The 17,683-nt window shown below is 68.7% G+C and carries 19 protein-coding genes, 1 tRNA gene and 1 pseudogene; 12 read left to right on the forward strand and 9 right to left on the reverse strand.

All coding sequences use genetic code 11. From position 1 onward, the window contains the following. Window positions 1-8 precede the first annotated feature (8 nt). A complete protein-coding gene (locus tag B9A95_RS24740; protein WP_084049701.1) occupies window positions 9-734 on the reverse strand; it encodes a phosphorylase family protein in 726 nt (241 codons plus the stop codon). Window positions 735-1,097: 363 nt separating this feature from the next. Here B9A95_RS24740 and B9A95_RS24745 point away from each other — a divergent pair, with 363 nt between their 5' ends. The 3 genes from B9A95_RS24745 to B9A95_RS24755 all read left to right on the forward strand — a co-directional run bounded on the left by B9A95_RS24745 (window position 1,098) and on the right by B9A95_RS24755 (window position 4,963). Then, window positions 1,098-2,357 (forward strand): S-layer homology domain-containing protein, encoded by a 1,260-nt coding sequence (locus tag B9A95_RS24745; protein WP_084049702.1) that lies wholly within the window; start codon window positions 1,098-1,100, stop codon window positions 2,355-2,357. A gap of 138 nt (window positions 2,358-2,495) precedes the next feature. Further along, entirely contained in the window at window positions 2,496-2,831 is a 336-nt protein-coding gene (locus tag B9A95_RS32685) for a hypothetical protein (RefSeq protein ID WP_139806973.1), read from the forward strand. Beyond that, window positions 2,828-4,963: a single-stranded-DNA-specific exonuclease RecJ gene (locus tag B9A95_RS24755; RefSeq protein WP_139806974.1), complete on the forward strand. Its 2,136-nt coding sequence runs from the start codon at window positions 2,828-2,830 to the stop codon at window positions 4,961-4,963. Before B9A95_RS32685 ends, B9A95_RS24755 begins: the two co-directional genes overlap by 4 nt. A gap of 171 nt (window positions 4,964-5,134) precedes the next feature. Here B9A95_RS24755 and B9A95_RS24760 read toward each other — a convergent pair whose 3' ends face one another. Continuing rightward, entirely contained in the window at window positions 5,135-6,157 is a 1,023-nt protein-coding gene (locus B9A95_RS24760; protein WP_084049704.1) for an SIS domain-containing protein, read from the reverse strand. Between the two features lie 52 nt (window positions 6,158-6,209). Here B9A95_RS24760 and B9A95_RS24765 point away from each other — a divergent pair, with 52 nt between their 5' ends. The 5 genes and pseudogenes from B9A95_RS24765 (at window position 6,210) to B9A95_RS35715 (ending at window position 8,698) form a co-directional block, all read left to right on the forward strand. Continuing rightward, window positions 6,210-7,232, forward strand: coding sequence for an AraC family transcriptional regulator (locus tag B9A95_RS24765; RefSeq protein ID WP_245808471.1), 1,023 nt, complete (start codon window positions 6,210-6,212; stop codon window positions 7,230-7,232). A gap of 237 nt (window positions 7,233-7,469) precedes the next feature. Then, window positions 7,470-7,637, forward strand: coding sequence for a hypothetical protein (locus tag B9A95_RS35705; protein ID WP_245808472.1), 168 nt, complete (start codon window positions 7,470-7,472; stop codon window positions 7,635-7,637). Then, a pseudogene (locus B9A95_RS36615) lies at window positions 7,634-7,777 on the forward strand (MFS transporter); the annotation flags it as partial. The gene B9A95_RS35705 and the pseudogene B9A95_RS36615, both read left to right, overlap by 4 nt. A gap of 52 nt (window positions 7,778-7,829) precedes the next feature. Further along, window positions 7,830-8,444, forward strand: coding sequence for an MFS transporter (locus tag B9A95_RS35710; RefSeq protein ID WP_245808473.1), 615 nt, complete (start codon window positions 7,830-7,832; stop codon window positions 8,442-8,444). Further along, window positions 8,393-8,698 carry an MFS transporter gene (locus B9A95_RS35715; RefSeq protein ID WP_245808474.1) on the forward strand — a complete coding sequence of 102 codons (306 nt, stop codon included), beginning with the start codon at window positions 8,393-8,395 and terminating at the stop codon, window positions 8,696-8,698. The genes B9A95_RS35710 and B9A95_RS35715 overlap by 52 nt, the downstream gene beginning before the upstream one ends. 181 nt (window positions 8,699-8,879) lie before the next feature. Here the strand turns inward: B9A95_RS35715 and B9A95_RS24775 are convergent. Continuing rightward, window positions 8,880-8,956 (reverse strand) — tRNA-Arg (locus B9A95_RS24775). Between the two features lie 41 nt (window positions 8,957-8,997). On the opposite strand from B9A95_RS24775, the gene B9A95_RS24780 reads away from it, so the two are divergent. The 3 genes from B9A95_RS24780 to B9A95_RS24790 all read left to right on the forward strand — a co-directional run bounded on the left by B9A95_RS24780 (window position 8,998) and on the right by B9A95_RS24790 (window position 12,800). Continuing rightward, window positions 8,998-10,884 carry a peptidylprolyl isomerase gene (locus tag B9A95_RS24780; protein WP_084049706.1) on the forward strand — a complete coding sequence of 629 codons (1,887 nt, stop codon included), beginning with the start codon at window positions 8,998-9,000 and terminating at the stop codon, window positions 10,882-10,884. A 139-nt stretch (window positions 10,885-11,023) separates the two neighbouring features. Next, window positions 11,024-12,022, forward strand: coding sequence for a tryptophan--tRNA ligase (gene trpS, locus B9A95_RS24785; RefSeq protein WP_084049707.1), 999 nt, complete (start codon window positions 11,024-11,026; stop codon window positions 12,020-12,022). Window positions 12,023-12,053: 31 nt separating this feature from the next. After that, window positions 12,054-12,800 carry a segregation and condensation protein A gene (locus tag B9A95_RS24790; RefSeq protein ID WP_084049708.1) on the forward strand — a complete coding sequence of 249 codons (747 nt, stop codon included), beginning with the start codon at window positions 12,054-12,056 and terminating at the stop codon, window positions 12,798-12,800. Window positions 12,801-12,813: 13 nt separating this feature from the next. Here B9A95_RS24790 and B9A95_RS24795 read toward each other — a convergent pair whose 3' ends face one another. From B9A95_RS24795 to argF, 6 genes are read right to left on the reverse strand one after another with little or no spacing between them, the layout of a single operon-like run. After that, window positions 12,814-13,146, reverse strand: coding sequence for an HNH endonuclease (locus tag B9A95_RS24795; RefSeq protein ID WP_084049709.1), 333 nt, complete (start codon window positions 13,144-13,146; stop codon window positions 12,814-12,816). A gap of 60 nt (window positions 13,147-13,206) precedes the next feature. Next, complete coding sequence (gene argC, locus B9A95_RS24800) at window positions 13,207-14,178, reverse strand: N-acetyl-gamma-glutamyl-phosphate reductase (RefSeq protein ID WP_084049710.1); 972 nt, start codon at window positions 14,176-14,178, stop codon at window positions 13,207-13,209. Further along, entirely contained in the window at window positions 14,175-14,720 is a 546-nt protein-coding gene (locus B9A95_RS24805; RefSeq protein ID WP_084049711.1) for a GNAT family N-acetyltransferase, read from the reverse strand. The genes argC and B9A95_RS24805 overlap by 4 nt, the downstream gene beginning before the upstream one ends. Continuing rightward, the gene (locus tag B9A95_RS24810) at window positions 14,717-15,160 is read right to left on the reverse strand and encodes a DUF6882 domain-containing protein (protein WP_084049712.1); all 444 of its coding nucleotides are present in this window, start codon (window positions 15,158-15,160) and stop codon (window positions 14,717-14,719) included. Before B9A95_RS24810 ends, B9A95_RS24805 begins: the two co-directional genes overlap by 4 nt. After that, a complete protein-coding gene (locus B9A95_RS24815; protein WP_084049713.1) occupies window positions 15,157-15,594 on the reverse strand; it encodes an NUDIX hydrolase in 438 nt (145 codons plus the stop codon). Before B9A95_RS24815 ends, B9A95_RS24810 begins: the two co-directional genes overlap by 4 nt. 10 nt (window positions 15,595-15,604) lie before the next feature. After that, the gene (gene argF / locus B9A95_RS24820) at window positions 15,605-16,528 is read right to left on the reverse strand and encodes an ornithine carbamoyltransferase (protein ID WP_084049714.1); all 924 of its coding nucleotides are present in this window, start codon (window positions 16,526-16,528) and stop codon (window positions 15,605-15,607) included. Window positions 16,529-16,769: 241 nt separating this feature from the next. Between argF and B9A95_RS24825 the strand changes: the two genes are divergently transcribed. Next, window positions 16,770-17,672, forward strand: a complete 903-nt coding sequence (locus B9A95_RS24825) for an EamA family transporter (protein ID WP_084049715.1) — start codon at window positions 16,770-16,772, stop codon at window positions 17,670-17,672. The last annotated feature ends 11 nt before the right edge of the window (window positions 17,673-17,683 follow it).

Below are 17,683 nucleotides of genomic sequence, written 5' to 3' on the forward strand. Positions count from 1 at the left end.
CGCGCGGCTTATGCCCGCGCTGCCCTGTGCAGCCGGACCACGGCTTCCAGCGCCACCCGGACCATCCGGTCCACCCCGTTGGCGAGAACCTCCTCCGGCACGAGTTGCGGGTCGCCGATGTCGTTGCTGCAGGTGGTGAGGCATCCGGCCCGCAGGCCGTGCTGCGCCGCGACGAGGAAAATTGCGCTCGCCTCCATCTCGAAGCCCAGCACGCCGCGCGAGGCCCACAGCCGGGCATGTTCGGGGGTGCTGGCGTAGAAGGCGTCTTCCGTCATCACGAGGCCGGCATGGTGGGCCACCCCCGCTGCGCGGGCCGCCTGCACCGACGCCTCCACCACCTCGAAGCTGGCGGCGGGAGCGTAGGGCGCGCCCCCCAGCAACTGCCGAGTAGTGCCGTCGTTGGGCACGGCGGCGGTGGCAATCACGAGGTCAGCGGGCCGAACACGGGGCGCCGCGCCACCGAGGGTTCCCACCCGGATCAGGGTCTTTGCCCCCAGACGCGCAAGTTCTTCCGCAACGATGGCCGCGCTCGGGCACCCCATGCCCGTCGTCTGCACGCTGACGGGCACGCCCTGATACGTCCCAGTGAACCCCAGCAGCTGGCGGTGTTCGGCGTAGAGCGTGGCGTCTTCCAGGTACGTTTGCGCGATGTGACGGGCCCGGTGGGGGTCCCCAGGCAGCAGGACATACTCCGCCACGTCGCCGGCTTGGGCGCGGACATGAATCTGGCTCATGGGGGCGAGTATACGGGCCGCTTCCCGGGCGGCGGCCTTCCCGAACGGGCGTTCTCATACTGCCAGCGCCTGAAGCTTTCCTCATGAAGTGAGAGCACAAAGGAAAGAATATCTTTCTCATACATTTGCCTCTTTTGTGCGTAAATAGCCTGACTTCTTTACTCATATAATACGCCACTTTCCTCACGATGAGCTTAGATAAGGGTCAATCCGGTCAGCTTGAGAAAAAACACGGGTGTCGGGAGAAGGTTCTGGAGTTACGATTCACAGCGTACTCACGGGCCCTGCCTACGGTGAGTCCGTGCACCGGGGCCACGCGCCGTACCCGTGCGAGCAACAGTTGTATTCGAAAAGGAGAATTAGATGCACAAGTCCCTGATGATCGCCTCGACCCTGGCCCTTAGCCTCGGCGCTGCCAGCGCGCAGACCGATACGAACACCACGACCACCCAGACGACGACCACCGCCACGCCCGCACAGACCGTGACCTTCACGGACGTGCCGGCCGGTCACTGGGCCAAAGACGCCGTGGACTTGATCGTGCAGCGCGGTCTGATTCAGGGCTTTCCCGACGGCACCTTCCGCGGCAACGAGAACCTGACGCGCTACCAGGCCGCCCTGATCTTCTACCGCCTGCTGCAGAGCGGCGCGCTGAGCAGCGGCAGCCTCACCCAGGCGGACCTGACTACGATTACCAACGGCATGCAGGAAGTCAGCACCGAGCTGGCCGCCGTGAGCAGCCGCGTAACCGACCTGGAGCAGCTGACCGCCGACCAGCAGGCCCGCATCACGGCCCTGGAAGAACGCATCAGCACCCTGAGCGGCGGTGCCGCCAACGCGGACGTGGCGGCGCTGACTGCCCGCATCGACGCGCTGGAAGCGGCTGTGCGCAACATCCCGGCGGGTCCTGCCGGTGCAGCGGGCCCGGCGGGTCCTGCCGGCCCGGCGGGTCCTGCCGGTGCAGCGGGCGCGGCGGCCGACACGGCCGCGCTTGAGGCCCGTATCGCGGCCCTGGAGCAGCGCGCGACCACAAGCACCACCACGAGCACCACCGCCACCGTAACCACCACGCCCGACACGACCGCCACCACGACTCCCACCACCGTCGTGATCGGCGACACCGCCCCCGTCGCCAACGCCGACACCCGCGGCAACCTGTACGCTGGGGTCAGCGGCAGCGCGAGCAGCGGCAGCTGCATCGTCGGCACCCGTACGGTCAACTACTGCGTCGGCTTCGGCGGCATGGTCGGCAGCACCCAGGTTATCGGGCCCTTCGGTGCCCGCGTGGCCGCCGAGTACAAGCCCGGCCGCGGCGCGGTCTCGGCCGACGTGAACGCCACCTACCAGCTGGGCACGGGCACCAACCTGCAGCCCTACGTGGGCGTGGGTCTGGGCATCACCAGCAGCCGTACCCGCACCACGGGCGCGACCAACAACGTCACCGACACCTACGCCAACGCGCTCGTCGGGGCTGACTTCCAGCTCACGCCCTCCATTGCCGCCTTCGTCGAGGGCAGCGGCCGCTACTACCTGAGCAACAAGGGCGTCGGCGCGCTGAACACCGGCACCGAAACCCGCGGCTTCGTCCCCGCCGTCAAGGCCGGCCTGAAGTTCTACTTCTAAGTCTCTCCCCGAGGCAGGCTCCCCATGTGGGGAGCCTGTTTTTTTGATTTGTCCTTAGTTTTCGGGCGTGAGGCCCGGCGAACTTTCGATGCCTTTTGCCCCGTTCCCCGGCCGTGACACGCGCTAGACTGTTCGCCTATGCGACTCGTGGGCTTCGTTCAGGTGTTGCTGCTGCTCGCCCTCGGCGCTTACCTGCTGCTCGTCGCGTTGGAAAACCCCGCGACCGTGCGCCTGCCCCTGCCGCTGGGACAGGGCGAACTGGTGGTGTCGGTGGGAAGCACGGTGGCGCTCTCGATGGCGCTCGGAGCGGCCTACGCCGCACTGCTGTTGCTGCCGCCGCTGTGGGTGGCCGGGCAGAGACGCCGGCGCGCCGTGCGCGAACGCCAGGCCCTCGAAGGCCGCCTGGCCGCTGCGCTGCAAGCCCGGCTGGGCACGCTTCCGTCCGCGCCGGAACAGGCCCTGGAGCCCCGGTGAAGCGCGCCACGCCTTCCCTGCCCGAGTCCCGCTGGCTGCTCGCGCCGCCAGCCAGCCGTGCGGCCCTGCTGGACAGCATGCGCGCGTGGCACGTTTCGCCGCCGCTCGCGCAGGTGCTGCACGGGCGTGGCCTGACCCCAGCCCTGCTTGACCCGCCGCTGACGCTGACGCCCAACCCCGCCCTCCGGGAAGCGGCGCGGCGCATTGTGGGCGCGGTCCGCGCGAGAAAACGCATCCGCATCCACGGCGACTACGACGCCGACGGCGTGAGCGCCACCGCCACCCTGGTCCTGGGGCTGCGCGAACTGGGCGCGGAGATTCACGGCTTCATTCCCCACCGCCTGAACGAGGGGTACGGCATTCATCCGGACCGGGTGGAAGAACACGCCTCCGCGTGTGACCTGCTGGTGACGGTGGACTGCGGCGTGACCAACCTGGAAGAGGTGCGGGACATTCTCGCGCGGGGCACCGAGGTGATTGTGACGGACCACCACGCGCCCGGCCCCAGCTTTCCGGACTGCCTGGTGGTTCACCCCCACGAGACGGATGGCTACGATGCCGATCTGCACAACCTGACCGGCGCGGGCGTGGCCTACCACCTGCTGTGGGCGGTGCGCGAGGAACTGGGCCTCCCCGCTCCTCTGGAGCTGAGTGCCCTGGCGACGCTGGGCACGGTGGCAGACGTGGCCCCGCTGATCGGAGAGAACCGGGCCCTGGTGCGCGCGGGACTGGCGGCGCTGGGAACCTCCTCGCAACCCGGGATTCGCGCGCTGCTGAAGGCGAAGAAAGTCCGGCGGCCCACGGCGCGGGACGTGGCCTTTCTCCTCGCGCCGCTGATCAATGCGGCGGGACGGATGGGCGACGCCGATCTGGCGTTGGAGCTGCTGACCACCACGAGCGATCACCAGGCCGAGGTGCTCGTCAAGCTGCTGGAAACGTCGAACGTCAAGCGGCGCGAGTTGCAAGACCGCATGTACGCCGAGGCCCTGATCCTGGCGGATCCCGATGCGCCCGCCGTCGTGGTCACCAAGGACGACTGGCACGCGGGCGTGATGGGCATCGTGGCGAGCAAGCTGGTCGAGGCGTTTCACAAGCCCACTTACGTCGTCGCGCAGGGCAAGGGTTCGGTGCGCAGCACGCCGGGCATCAGCGCCGTGGAGGGCCTGCGGGTGGCCCAGGACCTGCTCAAGCGCTTCGGCGGTCACCCAGGAGCGGCAGGCTTCGCGCTGGACGAGGCCAACTTCCCCGCCTTGCGGGAACGCCTGAACGCCTATGTCGCCCGGTTTCCCCGGCCCGTGCCCGTCTGGCGGCTGGACGCGCCGCTGCCCACCCTGGGGGCCACGCCGGACCTCGTGCTGGAAGCGGCGGGCTTCGAGCCCTTCGGTACCGGACACGCGCCGCCGCTGTGGCACGTGCGCGAGCCCCTGGGCGGGACCCGCCTGGTGGGCAAGCGGGGCGACACGCTGCAGTTTCAGATTGGCAACCTGCGGGGGGTCAAGTACGGCGAGTCAAGCGCTGCACCCGGCGAGCGCGACCTCGCCGCCCACCTCGTGACCTCGGAGTGGGGCGGGCGGGAGCGGCTGGAACTGCACGGACAGGCACTGCGCACGCCGGGGCAGCTGGGCCTGGACACGCTCCACGGGGACGCGCCGCCCCTGCCCCGTCTGGACCCGCGAGAGGCGATGAACCACCTCAAGGCCGGGGCGAGCGCCTATGCCACCGGTCCTGTCGCCGCCTACCTGCGCGATCAGGTGCCGGGCCTGACGCTGACGCAGGCCGGAGAGACGCACCCCGGCGGCGAACTGATCCTGTACGCCCTGCCCGCCGAGGCGGACCTGAAGCGCTGGCTGGGTGAAGGCCGGATGGCCTTTGCCTTCGGTCCCAAGACGCTGGCAGAGCTGGAGGGCAGTCTCTCGCGCCAGCACCTCTCGCCGCCGTCCACCAATCCGCTGGTGGACGCACGGGCGGGCATGGAGACGGCGGCCGACGCCTACCGCCGCTGGCAGTGGGCACACCTGTACCGCGTGCTGGACGATCCGGGCTGGAGTTCGGCCGTACGGCACCTGCTGGGGCTGGAGGATGGCGCGGCTTTGGTGGAGGAAGCGGCGGAGTTGGCGGCCGCGAACGACTGAGGCGGCGAAGCCAGGGTTGAGGACGCGCTCCCCGCACGCCCCCTCAACCCTGGCTTCGCCAAGCCCTCTCCCCTCCGGGGAAGAGGGGGAAAGATTTCGGCCCTCTCCCCCGGAGAAACCCCGCCCTGCTGCGCTGCGCAGCAGGGCGGGGGCCACCCAAAACGCTCTGCTCTATTCCCCGTCGTAATCCGCGTCGCTCTCCTCGGTATCGAAGTCGTCGGTGCGGTCCTCGTTCGCCCCGTCCTCGTCGGTCCAGCCCTGCACCACGTCCGTGCGGCGCACGTCCTCGCGCGGCGCAGACAGGTTCAGTTCGCCCGGTTCTCCGGCCAGCGCGGCCTGGGCGCGGGCGAGCATGGGCGGATCGGCGGCGTCCACGTCGTAGCGCTCGGCGAGGTAGGTGGCCACCCACGCGCCGAAGTACCACAGGGCGAGTTGCGGGGCGTAACCGCCCACCTGCTCTGGGCCCACGCCCTCGGGGTAGGGCACGTGGACCACCTCGTCGATGCGGCTTTCGAGCACCTCGCGCACCACGCCGAGCGCCGCGTCCACATCTCCGAGAAAGAGGGCCACCTTCGCGTCGCCCTTCTCGTGCTGGGCCTCGAACGCGCCCGTCACGACGGCGAGGGGATCGCCCAGCACCGGCACGGCGAGCGTCTTGCCCACCCGCGCGAGCACGGACTGCCACGCGTGCGGCAGCGCCTCGGCGTCGGGCGAGGCAAACAGCAGCGGCATGCGCCCCCACAGCGTCCAGGCGAGGTCCCGGGCAGGGTTGGCTTCCTCGACGTGCGGCGCGCAGCGGTCCCGCAGATTCGCGAGGAGCAGCTCGGCATCCGCCGCCGCCTGCGCGTGCCCAGTGGCGTGCGCGAGGTACTGTGCGGCGTGATAGGGGGTCACCAGGCCGCCAGGCACCAGCACGTCCACATCGTCGGGGCTGCCGCCCGTGCTGACGCGGCGCACGTTGGCTCCGCCCACCTCCGCCAGATCGGCGTAATCGCGCGCCACGTCGGCGGCGTCGGCGCTCGACACCACAAATTGCGTGCCGCTGCGGGTCAGGGTCAGGGGCGCGAACGTGGCCGCGAGGTGGGCTGCGAGCGTGCCCTCGCCTACGCCGATCAGGGCGTAGGGAGCGGGTTCGGCTCCGGTGGGTCCGGCGTAGCTGCCGGGCAGGCGTTCCAGAAGCGTGAGGAGGTTCATGCTCCCCGGTGTAGCACATCTCCCGCGCGCGCCCCCGAGGTTTCCCCGCCATTTGACCGATGCTGGAGGCGCGGCCGCGTGCGATCCTGCCTGGGTGACGTACCGCGAGTTCACCCCCGATTCCCGTTTGCAGGGCCTGGTGCGCCTGTACTGGGAGGTGGAGGAAAATCACGGTCCGGGCGAGGAGGAACACCGCTTTATGCCCGAGCGTTCGGTCCGGCTGACCTTCTACGCGGGCGAGTCGTGGCACGGCTCCCCGGTCACGGGTGAACTCGGGCCGATGCCCGCCGCCTCGCTGTTCGGCATGACCCTGGCGCCCCTGCGGGTGGTCTCGCGGGGCCACACCTGCGCGCTGGGCGTGGAGCTGTACCCGTGGGGCGCGCGGCAACTGTTTGGATGGGACATCGGCACCGCCTCGCTGGACCTGCTGCCGGAATACGGGGGGGTGAGCCGAGAGGTCTGCGGGCTCCTCGACGTGCAGGACTGGGCGGGGGCGCGGGCGCGGCTGGAAGTCTGGCTGCTGGCCCTGCACGGGGAGCGCGCGCGCGAGGCGGGCGTGGGCGTGCAGGCGGCCACGCAGCTTTACCGCTCGCTGGGTACCCTCCGCATCGGTGGGCTGGCCGCTGAACTGGAGCTCAGCCCCCGGCAACTGGAGCGGGCCTTCCGCGAAGAGGTGGGCGTGACCGCCAAGACCCTCGCCCGCCTGATCCGCTTCGAGGAGGTTCACAACCGGCTGTGGCTGCGGCCCACCACACCTCTGGCCCCCCTCGCCTATGCGCTCGGCTTCTCGGATCAGGCCCACCTCACGCGTGAGTTCCGGGCGCTGTCGCACATGACGCCGCGGGCCTTTACCCACTTCGTTCGGCAGCACCTGTACGGCGAGCGGGCCGAGATCGAGTCGCGGCTGCAGCACTCGGCACTGGATCACTGGGGCCCGGATCACTGGGGCCCGGATCACTCGGGCCTGGACCACTCGGGCCTGACGGGCCACGGCCTGGCAAATCCACGTGCGGGTGACCCACAGGTGGGGCCGGCGCAAGGGTTCAGATCGGCGGCGTCACCTCCCATGTTGTGAGGGCGGTGCAGGCTTCTCAGGGCGCAACAGGCGTGTCAGGCTCCCGCGGAGACGAGAGAGCTTCCCGGCTGCAGGAAAAGCCTGGGAAGCAAAGTGGGGTCCTCTCCGTCTGTGTCGAGGGCAGGCTGCGCTTGCCACCCCATCCTCTCCTGGGGAGCTCGACCAGTCCCGCACAAGGGGAAGGAGCGTACAACCACGCCCCACCACCCCATGTAAGACCCCACCTGGCCTGAGCGCATGAGTGCGTTCTCCCCTACGGCCCCACCGTCTCCCCGTCCCCACGCGCCGCCGCTGTTTATGCCCGTTACGGCCTTTTTGTTCGCCGTCGGTATTGGGCTGGTCTTTCCGGTGCTGCCATACATCGTGGCGCAGCACGTGCCCAGGTCTCGCAGCAGGCCGCTGTGATTGGCTTTCTCGGCGCGACGTACGCGCTGTGTTCTTTCTTTGCCTCCCCGGTGCTGGGAGCCCTGAGCGACGCCTATAGACGGCGGCCCGTGCTGATGCTCAGCCTGCTGGGCTCGGGCACCGGGTACCTCGTTTTCGGGATCGGGGGCAGCCTGACCATGCTGTTTTTGGGCCGCATCATCGACCGGCTGTGTGCGGGGGGGCCTGAGCGCCATCTTCGGCGACGTGGCGGACACGACCCCGGAGGAAGAACGCGGCGAGGTGTTCGGGCAGATCGGCGCGACGGTGGGGGCAGGTTTTATCATCGGCCCGGCCATCGGCGGCCTCGCCTCTCACCTCAGCCTGAACGCCGCGATGTTTCTGGCGGCGGGCGTGTCGCTGCTCAATCTGCTGTGGGGCGCGTTTGTGCTGCCCGAGAGCCTCTCGCCCGAAAAGCGCAGCAAGCACTTCGACGCCGCGCACCTGAACCCACTGCGCCAACGCTCGCGGGCGCTGGCCTACCCGGCCGTGCGGCGGCTGGTGTCGGTCAGCGTGCTGTTTATCCTGCCCTTTTCCAGTATGCAGGTGGCGCTGTCGCTGCTGGGACGCGGCACCCTGGGCTGGGGGCCGGCCCAGGTCAGCACCGCCTTTATCCGGGTGGGGTGCTGCGACATTGTGGCCCAGGGCCTGCTGCTGCCGCACTTGCGAAAGCGGCTGGGTGAGCGCGGCGTGGCGCTGCTGGGCCTCTCGCTGGGCGTAATGGGCATGGTGTGTGTATGGCGCTGCTGCCCGCGCTCCCCTTCCCGGGCCTGCTGTACTTCAGCGTGATGGCCTTCGCGGTGGGTGAGGGGATTTTCAACGCCGCCCTGGGCGCGCTGGTGTTCATCGCCGCACCGAATGCAGCGCAGGGACAGGTGCAGGGCGGCGTTCGGCTCACTGGCGCAGGTGGCCAGCGCGGCGGTCAGCTCTACGCGCGCCTGGGTCCGGCGGCCACCTTCGGCACAGGCGCGGTCCTCGTGTTCGCCGCGCTGGCCCTGCTGACCTCGCAGCGCCCGGGGGCCCAGGTGCAGGCGGCAGACTGACCCCACCACATGAGAAGAAGCCGAAAAAGACCCGCCCCAGCGTCTTTTCCGGCTTCATGTGATCTTGAGGGTGCGTGCTAGAATCGCCCGCGTGCGCTTTCGGAACTGGCCCCACGTTCCCCTTGCCCTGAGGGGACACCACAAAAACACCACCCGGAAGGGGTGGCGTTCTTTGCGGTTGTGGCGCGCTCGACAGGACTCGAACCTGTGGCCTTTGGCTCCGGAGGCCAACGCTCTATCCACCTGAGCTACGAGCGCAAAGCTCAGGTACCCTAGCACGGCTGTCAGGAGGAGATCAAGTGAAGAACAAGAAGGTCGTGAACGTCCTGCTGGGCGTTCTGGCACTCATGCTGGTGGTCGGCATGGCCTACCAGTTCACCCCGAACCTGGGGTCGCTGTTCGGCAAGAAGCAGGAGGGCACCCCCGCCCTGACGGTGAACGGCGAAACCGTCACCGCCGAGGACCTCGAATCGCTGCGTCGCGGCAACCAGGTGCTGAGCAGCGTGACGACAGGCCCCCTGAACGACGACTTCAAGACGCTCGTGGTTGCGCAAAAGGCCCGGCAAGTCGCCATGACGCAGGCAGCCAAGGGCATCGACGTCAGCCGCGCGGACGTGAACGCTGAGGTCCAGAAGGTCCGCGAGCAAAACCAGCTGACCGACGACAAGGCCTGGACCGACGCGCTGCAGGGCGCGGGACTGACCGACTCGCGGTTCCGCGCGCAGGTGCGCGATCAGCTGATGGTGCAGCGCAAGGTCGAGGAGCTGAAAAAGACGGCCCAGCCTGCCACGGACGCCGAGGCCAGGCTGTACTACGACCTGCACCCCGACAAGTTCGCCACCGAGGCCAGGATCGTGGGCCGACAGATCGTGCTGGACGACAAGGCCAAGGCGGCGGAGCTCCTCAAACAGCTCAAGGGTGGGGCCGACTTTGCCGCACTGGCCGCCGCCAACAGCACCGACGCCACCACCAAGGCGCGCGGCGGGGCACTGGGACCTATCGAGAACGGCCAGCCCCGCGCCGTGGCCCAGGTCGCGCTGCCGACCGAGGTGGGCACGGCGGCCTTCGCCCTCCAGCAGGGCGGGCTGACCGACGTCTTGGAGAGCGGCGGCAAGTTCTACATCGTGAAGGTGGAAAAGTACCTCGCGCCCGGCACCAAGCCTTTTGACCAGGCCAAGGCAGACGCCGTAACGGCCGTGAACGAAGCGAAGAAGAACGCGGTGGTGGAGCGCTGGCTCACCGACACCGAGCGCGCCGAGAAGATCGAGGCCACGGACCCCAACTGGAAGACGCAGAACCCGTCGGTGGCGAGTGTGGCGGGGCAAGACATTCCCTACTCGGACGTGGTGGCCCAGATCGCGGGCAACGAGCAGTTCTCCAGCCTGCTGGGACAGGTACCTGCCGAGCAGGCCGCGCCGCTGGTGAACAACCTGCTCAAGCCCCAGGTCGTCGAGCAGTTGATCGCGGTCTACGCGGCGCCCAAGATCGCTGCGGCCAAGAAACTGGCGCTGACGGGTCCCCGCGCTGAAATCGCCGCCGCTCTGGCCGCTTACGGAGCCAGGGACGTGAAGGTCACCGACAGCGATATCCAGGCGTTCTACAGCAAGAACAGCAAGGAATTCGAGACGCCCGCCAGCGCCAACGTGACGGAGGTCAGCTTCACGGACCGCGCGCAGGCGCTCGCCTTCCGCCAGAGCTACAGCGGTGGCGACGTGGTGACGGCGGCCGCCACACTCGGCGGCACCGTCAGCGAACGCGGCGAAGTCGCGCCGGGCACCGCTCAGACGCCCGGCCCCCTCGACCCGGCGCTGGAGTCGGTCGTCTTCACGGGCAAGAACTTCAAGTCCGCCGGCGAAGGCAGCCTCAGCGAACCCCTGAAGGTGGGCCAACGTTTCGTGGTGGCCTACGTGACGGACCTGAAAAAGGCCAACGTACAGCCCCTCGCCAAGGTCCGCAGTCAGATTGAGACGCAGGTGCTGAACCAGAAGAAGCAGGAGGCCGGGCAGGCCTTCCTCGCGAAGGAAGTCGCGGCCCTGAAGCCCGTGAACAACCTGAAAAAGATTCTGGCGGACCAGGCCAAGCGCGTGGCGGCAGCCGAGCCCAAGAAGGAAACGCCCAAGGCGGGAACGGGCAGCACCGGTGGTGCGGGCAGCAGCACCCCGGCGACGGGCGGCACCAAGCCCTAACCCTTCCCCCCTCACGAGCAAGGCGGCTTCCCGAACAGGGGGCCGCCTTCGTTGCGTTTCTGCTCTCGGCCCCCCCGGCCCTTCTGCTGTACCGCTCCCCCCATTCCCACGCCCCCGGCCCGCTAGAATCCTGCCCTATATGCCTCGCGTGTTTTCAGGAATCCAGCCGACGGGCGATCCGCACATCGGGAACTACTTCGGGGCCATGCGCAACTACGTGAGGCTGGGCGAGGAGTACGGCAAGAACGCCATCTACTGCGTCGTCGACCTCCATGCGCCCACCAATCCGGGGGCCTACGATCCGGCACGGCTGGCGGAGCGCACCTTCGAGATGGCGCTGGCGAACATGGCCTCGGGGCTGGACCCGGAGAAGGTGATTTTCTTCGCCCAGTCGCACGTTCCCGAGCACACCGAGTTGGGCTGGCTCTTTACCGTCATCACGCCGGTGGGCGAGCTGGAGCGCATGACCCAGTACAAGGACAAGGCGGGCAAGCTGGAAAGCATTCCGGCGGGCCTGCTGATGTATCCGGTCCTTCAGGCCGCCGACATCCTGCTGTACAAGGCCGACACCGTGCCCGTGGGCGAGGACCAGGTGCAGCACATCGAGCTGACCCGCGAGATCGCCCGCAAGTTCAACGCGTCTTTCGGCGAAACCTTCCCCGAGCCCAAGGCCGTGCTGGCCAAAGACGCCCTGCGGATTCCCGGCGTGGACGGCGACGGCAAGATGAGCAAGAGCAAGGGCGACGCGAGCACCCTGGGCATTCTGGAGCCGATGGATTCCATCTGGCAGAAGCTGAGGGTGGCCCCCACCGACCCGGCCCGCGTGCGCCGCACCGATCCGGGAGATCCCGACAAGTGCTTGATCGGCGACTACCACAAGCTCTTTTCGGACCTGCCGACCATCGAACTGGTGTACCAGGGCTGCCGCACCGCCGGGATCGGCTGCGTGGACTGCAAGAAGATGCTGATGCAAGGCGTACGGCGCGAACTGGAGCCACTGCAGTCCCGCGCCGCCGACCTGCGGGCCGATCCGGACCGCGTGCGCGACGCCCTCGCCACAGGGGCCCGGCTGGCCCGCGAGATCGCCCGGCCCGTCATGGAAGAGGTGCGCGAGAAGGTGGGGTTCCTAAAGCTCTGATGGGGGGAGACGCAGGGCAAGGGGGGCGGGGATGACCGCGGCGGTTCCTCCGCCTGCCGCCGGAGCGACCAGCTTTACCGTCCGGCTTCCCGGATTCGGGGGGACACTCGCGGAACTCGCCTCGGCGCTGCGGGCAGGGCGACTCCTGCCGGAAGACGTGCCCCTGCTGGCCCTGACGCGGGACGTGCTGGCATGGGCCACCGCGCAGAGCGGGAGCCTGGAAGCCCACCCCGAAGCCCTGCCCGCCCTGGCAAACGTGATCGCCCTGAAAGCCCGGCTGCTGCTGCCCCAACCCGAGCCGGATCCGCCTCCCGGTGAGGACTGGGACGCCGAGCTTCTGGATGAGGTGGTGGAAGGTGTGGAAGCGCTGGCCGAACTCGACGCGCTGGTGAATTTCCTGTCGGCCCGCCGCCGGGAGCGCGAGGGCCTGATTCCCGCGCGGCCCTTTCCGGTGGCGCTGCCACGCCGGGCGCGCGAGAACAACCCGCAGGGCAGCCTCGCCAAACTGGTTCGGGCCGCGCAGAACGCCGTGCGGCAAGTGGAGGTGCCCCTGCTGGCGCGGGACCGCCTGACGCTGGCCGACGCCCTGACCGCCCTGCGCGCGTTTGGCAAGCGGCTGCGGACCTTTACCTTTGCCGGGATTCCCACGCAGGACTGGGGCGAGCAGACCACGTATTTCGCTGCCCTGCTTGAAGGCGTGAAGGAGGGCACCTTCAGCGCCGAACAGAGCGGCGTGTACGGCGAGATTCAGGTGGTGTCGCTGACCGCAGAGGACTGAGCCGCCGCCCGCATCACTTGATCTTGACCCCCTTGGTCACCGGCTGCTTGCGAACCCACTTCACGAAGCGCGTGACGCCCTCGTGTTCATTCAGGGCCTCGAGGGTGCTGTAGGGCCCAGACAGGTCCGCGCCGGAAAACGTGCTGTGAACGTAGCCGTGACAGGCCGAACACAGCCCGACGGTGGGCAGGTCCTGCACCTTCATGCCCTTGCGGCGGCCCTGAAGCACCGGCATCAGGTGATGTTGCGTCAAGGCCGGTGTTTCGCGCCCGCACAGGGCGCAGGTCAACGGTTCGGCTTCGGGCTGGGGGTCAGGCCAGGTGGACTGGGAAGGGCGGCGGGCCATTCACGCAGAGTACGGCCAAAGCGGACGCGAGGGGGCGGGCCGCCACCCCTTGCCTTCTCCCTACACGCCTTCCGGCACCCGGTAATCGTGCCCCGCCGCTTCCAGCCCCAGCATCACGTCCAGGTTCTGCACCGCCGCGCCGCTGGCCCCCTTGCCGAGGTTATCGAGGCGCGAGACGAGCAGCGCGTGTTCTCCGCCCGGGCTGGCATAAACGAACAGTTCCAGCCCGTTCGTGCCGTTCAGCGCTTGCGGATCGAGGATGGGGTCTGCGGGTTTGCCGCTCTCAAAGGGCATGACGCGGATGAAGCGTTCCCCGGCGTAGTGCCTGACCAGAGCCGCGTGCAGCCCCTCGGCCTTCACTCCCAACGGCCCGAGGTGCAGCGGAATCTGCACCAGCATCCCCTGACGCCACCCGCCGACATGCGGCGTGAAGAGGGGGGTGTGGGTCAGGCCGCCGTGCCGGGCCATCTCGGGCTGGTGCTTGTGCGTGAGGGTCAGCGCGTAGCTTTTGAATGGGCCTGCCATCGGGTGCGCCTCTCCTCCTCCTCTGCCCTCGTTGGCATCCACCAGCGTGCGCCCTCCGCCCGAGTAGCCGGAGAAGCCCTGCACGCTGACATGCGTGTCGTGCGGCAACAGGCCCGCGTCGGTCAGGGGACGCAGGAGGGCAATCGCGCCCGTGGCGTAGCATCCCGGATTGCTGACGTAACGGGCAGAGCGAATCTCGGCGCGGCTTTCCGGCATCAGCTCGGGAAAGCCGTAAGCCCACCCGGACGCGGTGCGGTGGGCGCTGCTGGCGTCCAGCACCTTTGTGGCTGGGTTCTCGATCAGGGCCACGGCCTCGCGCGCCACATCATCGTGGAGGCACAGCACCGCCACGTCGGCGGCATTGAGCAACTCCCGGCGAGCTTCCACGTCCTTGCGGCGGGCGGGGGCGATGCTCAGCACCTCCAGATCGGTGCGGCCTTGCAGGCGGGCGCGAATTTGCAGGCCGGTGGTTCCGGCCTCGCCGTCGATAAAGATGCGGGGGGTCAAGGGCGTTCCTTTCTGGCCCGCCACTCGCGGGCGAGCAGGGCGTATGTAGCGTCGTCGGTCCACTCGCCCCGGTGCAGGTAGCTCTCCAGGGCGGTGCCCTCGTGCCGAAACCCCAGGCGGGTGAGCAGGCGGGCCACAGGCAGATTACGGGGATCGGTGGAGGCGTAGACGCGGTGGAGTTGCCGCTCTCCGAACAGGTGATCGAGCAGCAGGGTCAGGCCCGAGGTGGCAACCCCCCGGCCCTGCGCGTGTGGCGCGAGGGTCACGCCAATTTCAGCCTGTTCGCCCGCGCCACGCACGGCCACGTCCCCGAGCAAGGTGTCCGTTGCAGCGTCGGCCAACGCGAGTTGCGTCCATCCGTCGTCCCCAGGGGCGCGGCCCTGCATGGCGGCGGTGAGGGCCTGCGCGGCGCTGGGTGGGTAGGGCAGCGGCCACGCTTGATAGCGGGACACGCTGGGATGGTTGCGGTACGCGGCCAGGATGGGGGCGTCGTCCGGACGGAGGGCACGCAGGGTCACGTGAGGGGCGGTGCGGAGGATCATGGCCCGGCCCCCAGCCGCACATCGCCGAACGTCATAAAGGCGGGCGCCGCGAAGTGCCAGGCGTCCGCCTGACCGCGGGTCAGGGTACCCTCGGTCAACGCGGCCGGGCCATGCCCGTGGGCAAAAGCGAGGACCCGCTCCGCATCCTGCCGTAGGGCAGGGGACAACGGCGGGTGGTCCCAGCCGCACAGCCAGGTGCCCGCCACCGTGCCGTACGCCCCCACCTCCTGCACCGAGCATTTGGCCTGCAGACGTTCGGTGGTCAAGGTCAGGGTGCCGGCCTGAAGGTCTGCCTGCCAGTCCGCCCCGCCCGGCTCCCAGATGCCGCCGTGCGCCTCTGCCTTGAGGCGCAGTCCGTACATGGCGCGCCCGACGATGTGGACACGGCCTCCAAGGCGCCGCGCGTCGGTGGAGGCCTGCCCTTCTTCGGGAGGCGTCACGCTTCTCCTTCCCCGTCGCAACGCTGCACCCGCTTGGCCAGATCGCCTTTGGCGCGGTCACCTGCGGCAATGCGCGCCAGCAATTGCCGGGGCCTCAACCAGAACGCCTCCGAGAAGTCCTCGCGGCGGAAGTCGGGCGCAAGGTCGCTGCAACTTTCGAAGACGCGCATAAAGGTGCTGAGTAACGTCCAAAAGGGGGAAAAAGCGCCGACCTCACGCCATTCCAGCGCGTCTACCTCCAGACGCATGGGAAACACGCGCTTGTTCTCCGCGCAGCGGGGAATCCAGCGTTCACCCCTGGAGTTGATGAGGAAGGCGTTCACCACCCGCACCGGCAGCCGACTGGCCCACGCCTCCTCCCGCATCACGCGGCCCACCACCTCGTCACGCCCATTCACGAGGTTCAGCCATTCCTCCACCACGCCAGCTGTCATGGGCACCGTTTTACCACCGGGGCCGCATCTCGCCCATCACGTGATACAGCAGCGCCTTTTGCGCGTGCAGGCGGTTTTCAGCCTGATCGAACACGCGGCTCTTGGGGTGCTCGGTGGCTTCCGGCACCGTTTCCTCGCCGTAGTGCGCGGGCAGGCAATGGAGGAAGATGCCGTCCGGAGCGGTGCGCTCCAACATCTGCGGCGTGACCTGATAGCCCCGGAAGGCCCGGCGGCGGATGTCGGCCTCGGCCTCCTGGCCCATGCTGATCCACACGTCGGTGTACAGCACGTCCGCGCCCTCCACCGCCGCGAGGTCGTGCGTCAGGTTGATCTGTACGCCCGCCTTCACCGCGTCCATCAGCACGCCCGCGTTAGGTTCGTAACCCACGGGGGTCACGATGGTGACGTCGCTGCCCGTCAGAATCCCAAGGTGAATGTGGCTGTTGGCGAGGTTGTTGCCGTCCCCGATGTACACCACGCGCCGCCCGCGCAGGTCCGGCCCGAACTCCTGCTCGATGGTCTGGTAGTCCGCGAGCAGCTGTGCGGGGTGCAGCATGTCGCTCAGGCCATTGATGACGGGAATAGAGGCGTGGTCGGCCAGTTCGTGCAGCGTCTGCTGGAGGTACACGCGGCCCATCACGCCGTCCACCCAGCGTTCCAGGTTGCGGGCCACGTCGCTGACCCGCTCGCGGGTGCCCAGGCCGATTTCCTGGTTGCTGAGGGTGATGGCGTGCCCACCGAGCTGGTACATGCCCACGTCGAAGGTGGTGCGGGTGCGTAAGGACGCCTTCTCGAAAATCAGCGCGAGGCTGAGGCCGGCCAGGGGCTTTACCCCCCTCCACTCGCCCCGGCGCATAGAGTGGGCCGTGTCCATCACGGCGCGCAGCTCTTCGGCCGTCATGTCGAGGTTGCTCAGGAAGTCTCGCCCGGCCATCACGGGGACAGGGAGCGTCTCAGGCGTCAGCAGCGCAGGATTATTCGCTGAGGCGACAGGTGTGGCCTGGACCGCCTCACCCCTCTTCAAACTGCTGGGCGACTTCTTACGGGGGGTGGTGGCCTTCGTCATAGAGAAAGAGGATACATAATTAAGCACAAAAGTTGCATAACTTCTCTATGCTCCCCGTCCCACATAGCGGCACGACAGTGGACACAAGGAGCGTACACTCCGGGGCGTCATGGCGTCGTCTTCTCTGCCTCTCCGGAGCCTGCTGCTCGCCCTGCTGATCACGTTCATCTGGGGCGTGAATTTCGTGGTCATCAAGTGGTCCGTGGCGGGGGCGTCGCCGCTGCTCGTCGCGGCGCTGCGCTTCACGGTGGCGGCCTTTCCCGCCGTGCTGTTCGTGCCGCGTCCGCAAGTTCCGGCGCGCGTCCTGTGGGGCTATGGACTGGCGGTGGGCGTCATCCAGTTCGGGTTGCTGTACCTCGCCGTGCAACTGGGCATGAGCGCGGGGGTGGCCTCGCTGCTGATGCAGACGCAGGCGTTTTTCACGGCGCTGCTGGCGGCCCGCTTTCTGGGCGAGCGCATCACGCCGCCGCAGATGCTGGGCATGACGCTCGCGTTCGGCGGAATGGCCCTGATCGGCACAGCGGCGGGCGGGGACGTAACCCTCGGGGGCCTGCTGCTCACGCTGGTGGCGGCGCTGGGGTGGGCGGTGAGCAACCTGCTGGTGCGGGCGTCGGGTGGGGCGAACGTGTTCGCGCTGGTGATCTGGAGCAGCCTCGTCGCGCCCATTCCGCTGACCCTGCTCGCCGGGCTGAGCGCCGGGTGGTCCGCCGTGGCGCACACGCTGACGCATTCGGACCTCGCCTTCTGGGCCGCCGTGCTGTTTATGGGGCTGGGCAACACGGTGCTGGGCTTCGGCATCTGGAGCCGCCTGATTCAGCAGCATGGGGCGTCGCGCGTCGCGCCGCTGTCCCTGCTGGTGCCCGTGTTCGGCATGCTGGCGAGCGCCGCCGTGTACCACGAGGGCTTTCCACCCCTCAAGGCGCTGGGGGCCTTGCTGGTGTTTGGGGGGCTGGTCTTGCATGTGGTGGGGGGAAGGGCGCGCCCCGTCCCCGCCCCGACGCCCGCCGACTGACCTACGCCCCG

Origin of the sequence: Deinococcus hopiensis KR-140, from assembly GCF_900176165.1 — a bacterium.
GTDB lineage: Bacteria > Deinococcota > Deinococci > Deinococcales > Deinococcaceae > Deinococcus > Deinococcus hopiensis.

Coding starts and splice junctions, on each gene's coding strand:
- B9A95_RS24745 (WP_084049702.1), top strand. CDS start 1,098: ATGCACAAGTCCCTGATGATCGCCTCGACCCTGGCCCTTAGCCTCGGC.
- B9A95_RS24795 (WP_084049709.1), bottom strand. CDS start 13,146: ATGGCCCGCCGCCCTTCCCAGTCCACCTGGCCTGACCCCCAGCCCGAA.
- B9A95_RS24790 (WP_084049708.1), top strand. CDS start 12,054: ATGACCGCGGCGGTTCCTCCGCCTGCCGCCGGAGCGACCAGCTTTACC.
- B9A95_RS24805 (WP_084049711.1), bottom strand. CDS start 14,720: ATGATCCTCCGCACCGCCCCTCACGTGACCCTGCGTGCCCTCCGTCCG.
- trpS (WP_084049707.1), top strand. CDS start 11,024: ATGCCTCGCGTGTTTTCAGGAATCCAGCCGACGGGCGATCCGCACATC.
- B9A95_RS24740 (WP_084049701.1), bottom strand. CDS start 734: ATGAGCCAGATTCATGTCCGCGCCCAAGCCGGCGACGTGGCGGAGTAT.
- B9A95_RS35705 (WP_245808472.1), top strand. CDS start 7,470: ATGAGTGCGTTCTCCCCTACGGCCCCACCGTCTCCCCGTCCCCACGCG.
- B9A95_RS32685 (WP_139806973.1), top strand. CDS start 2,496: ATGCGACTCGTGGGCTTCGTTCAGGTGTTGCTGCTGCTCGCCCTCGGC.
- B9A95_RS24825 (WP_084049715.1), top strand. CDS start 16,770: ATGGCGTCGTCTTCTCTGCCTCTCCGGAGCCTGCTGCTCGCCCTGCTG.
- argF (WP_084049714.1), bottom strand. CDS start 16,528: ATGGCCGGGCGAGACTTCCTGAGCAACCTCGACATGACGGCCGAAGAG.
- B9A95_RS35715 (WP_245808474.1), top strand. CDS start 8,393: ATGGCGCTGCTGCCCGCGCTCCCCTTCCCGGGCCTGCTGTACTTCAGC.
- B9A95_RS24815 (WP_084049713.1), bottom strand. CDS start 15,594: ATGACAGCTGGCGTGGTGGAGGAATGGCTGAACCTCGTGAATGGGCGT.
- B9A95_RS24760 (WP_084049704.1), bottom strand. CDS start 6,157: ATGAACCTCCTCACGCTTCTGGAACGCCTGCCCGGCAGCTACGCCGGA.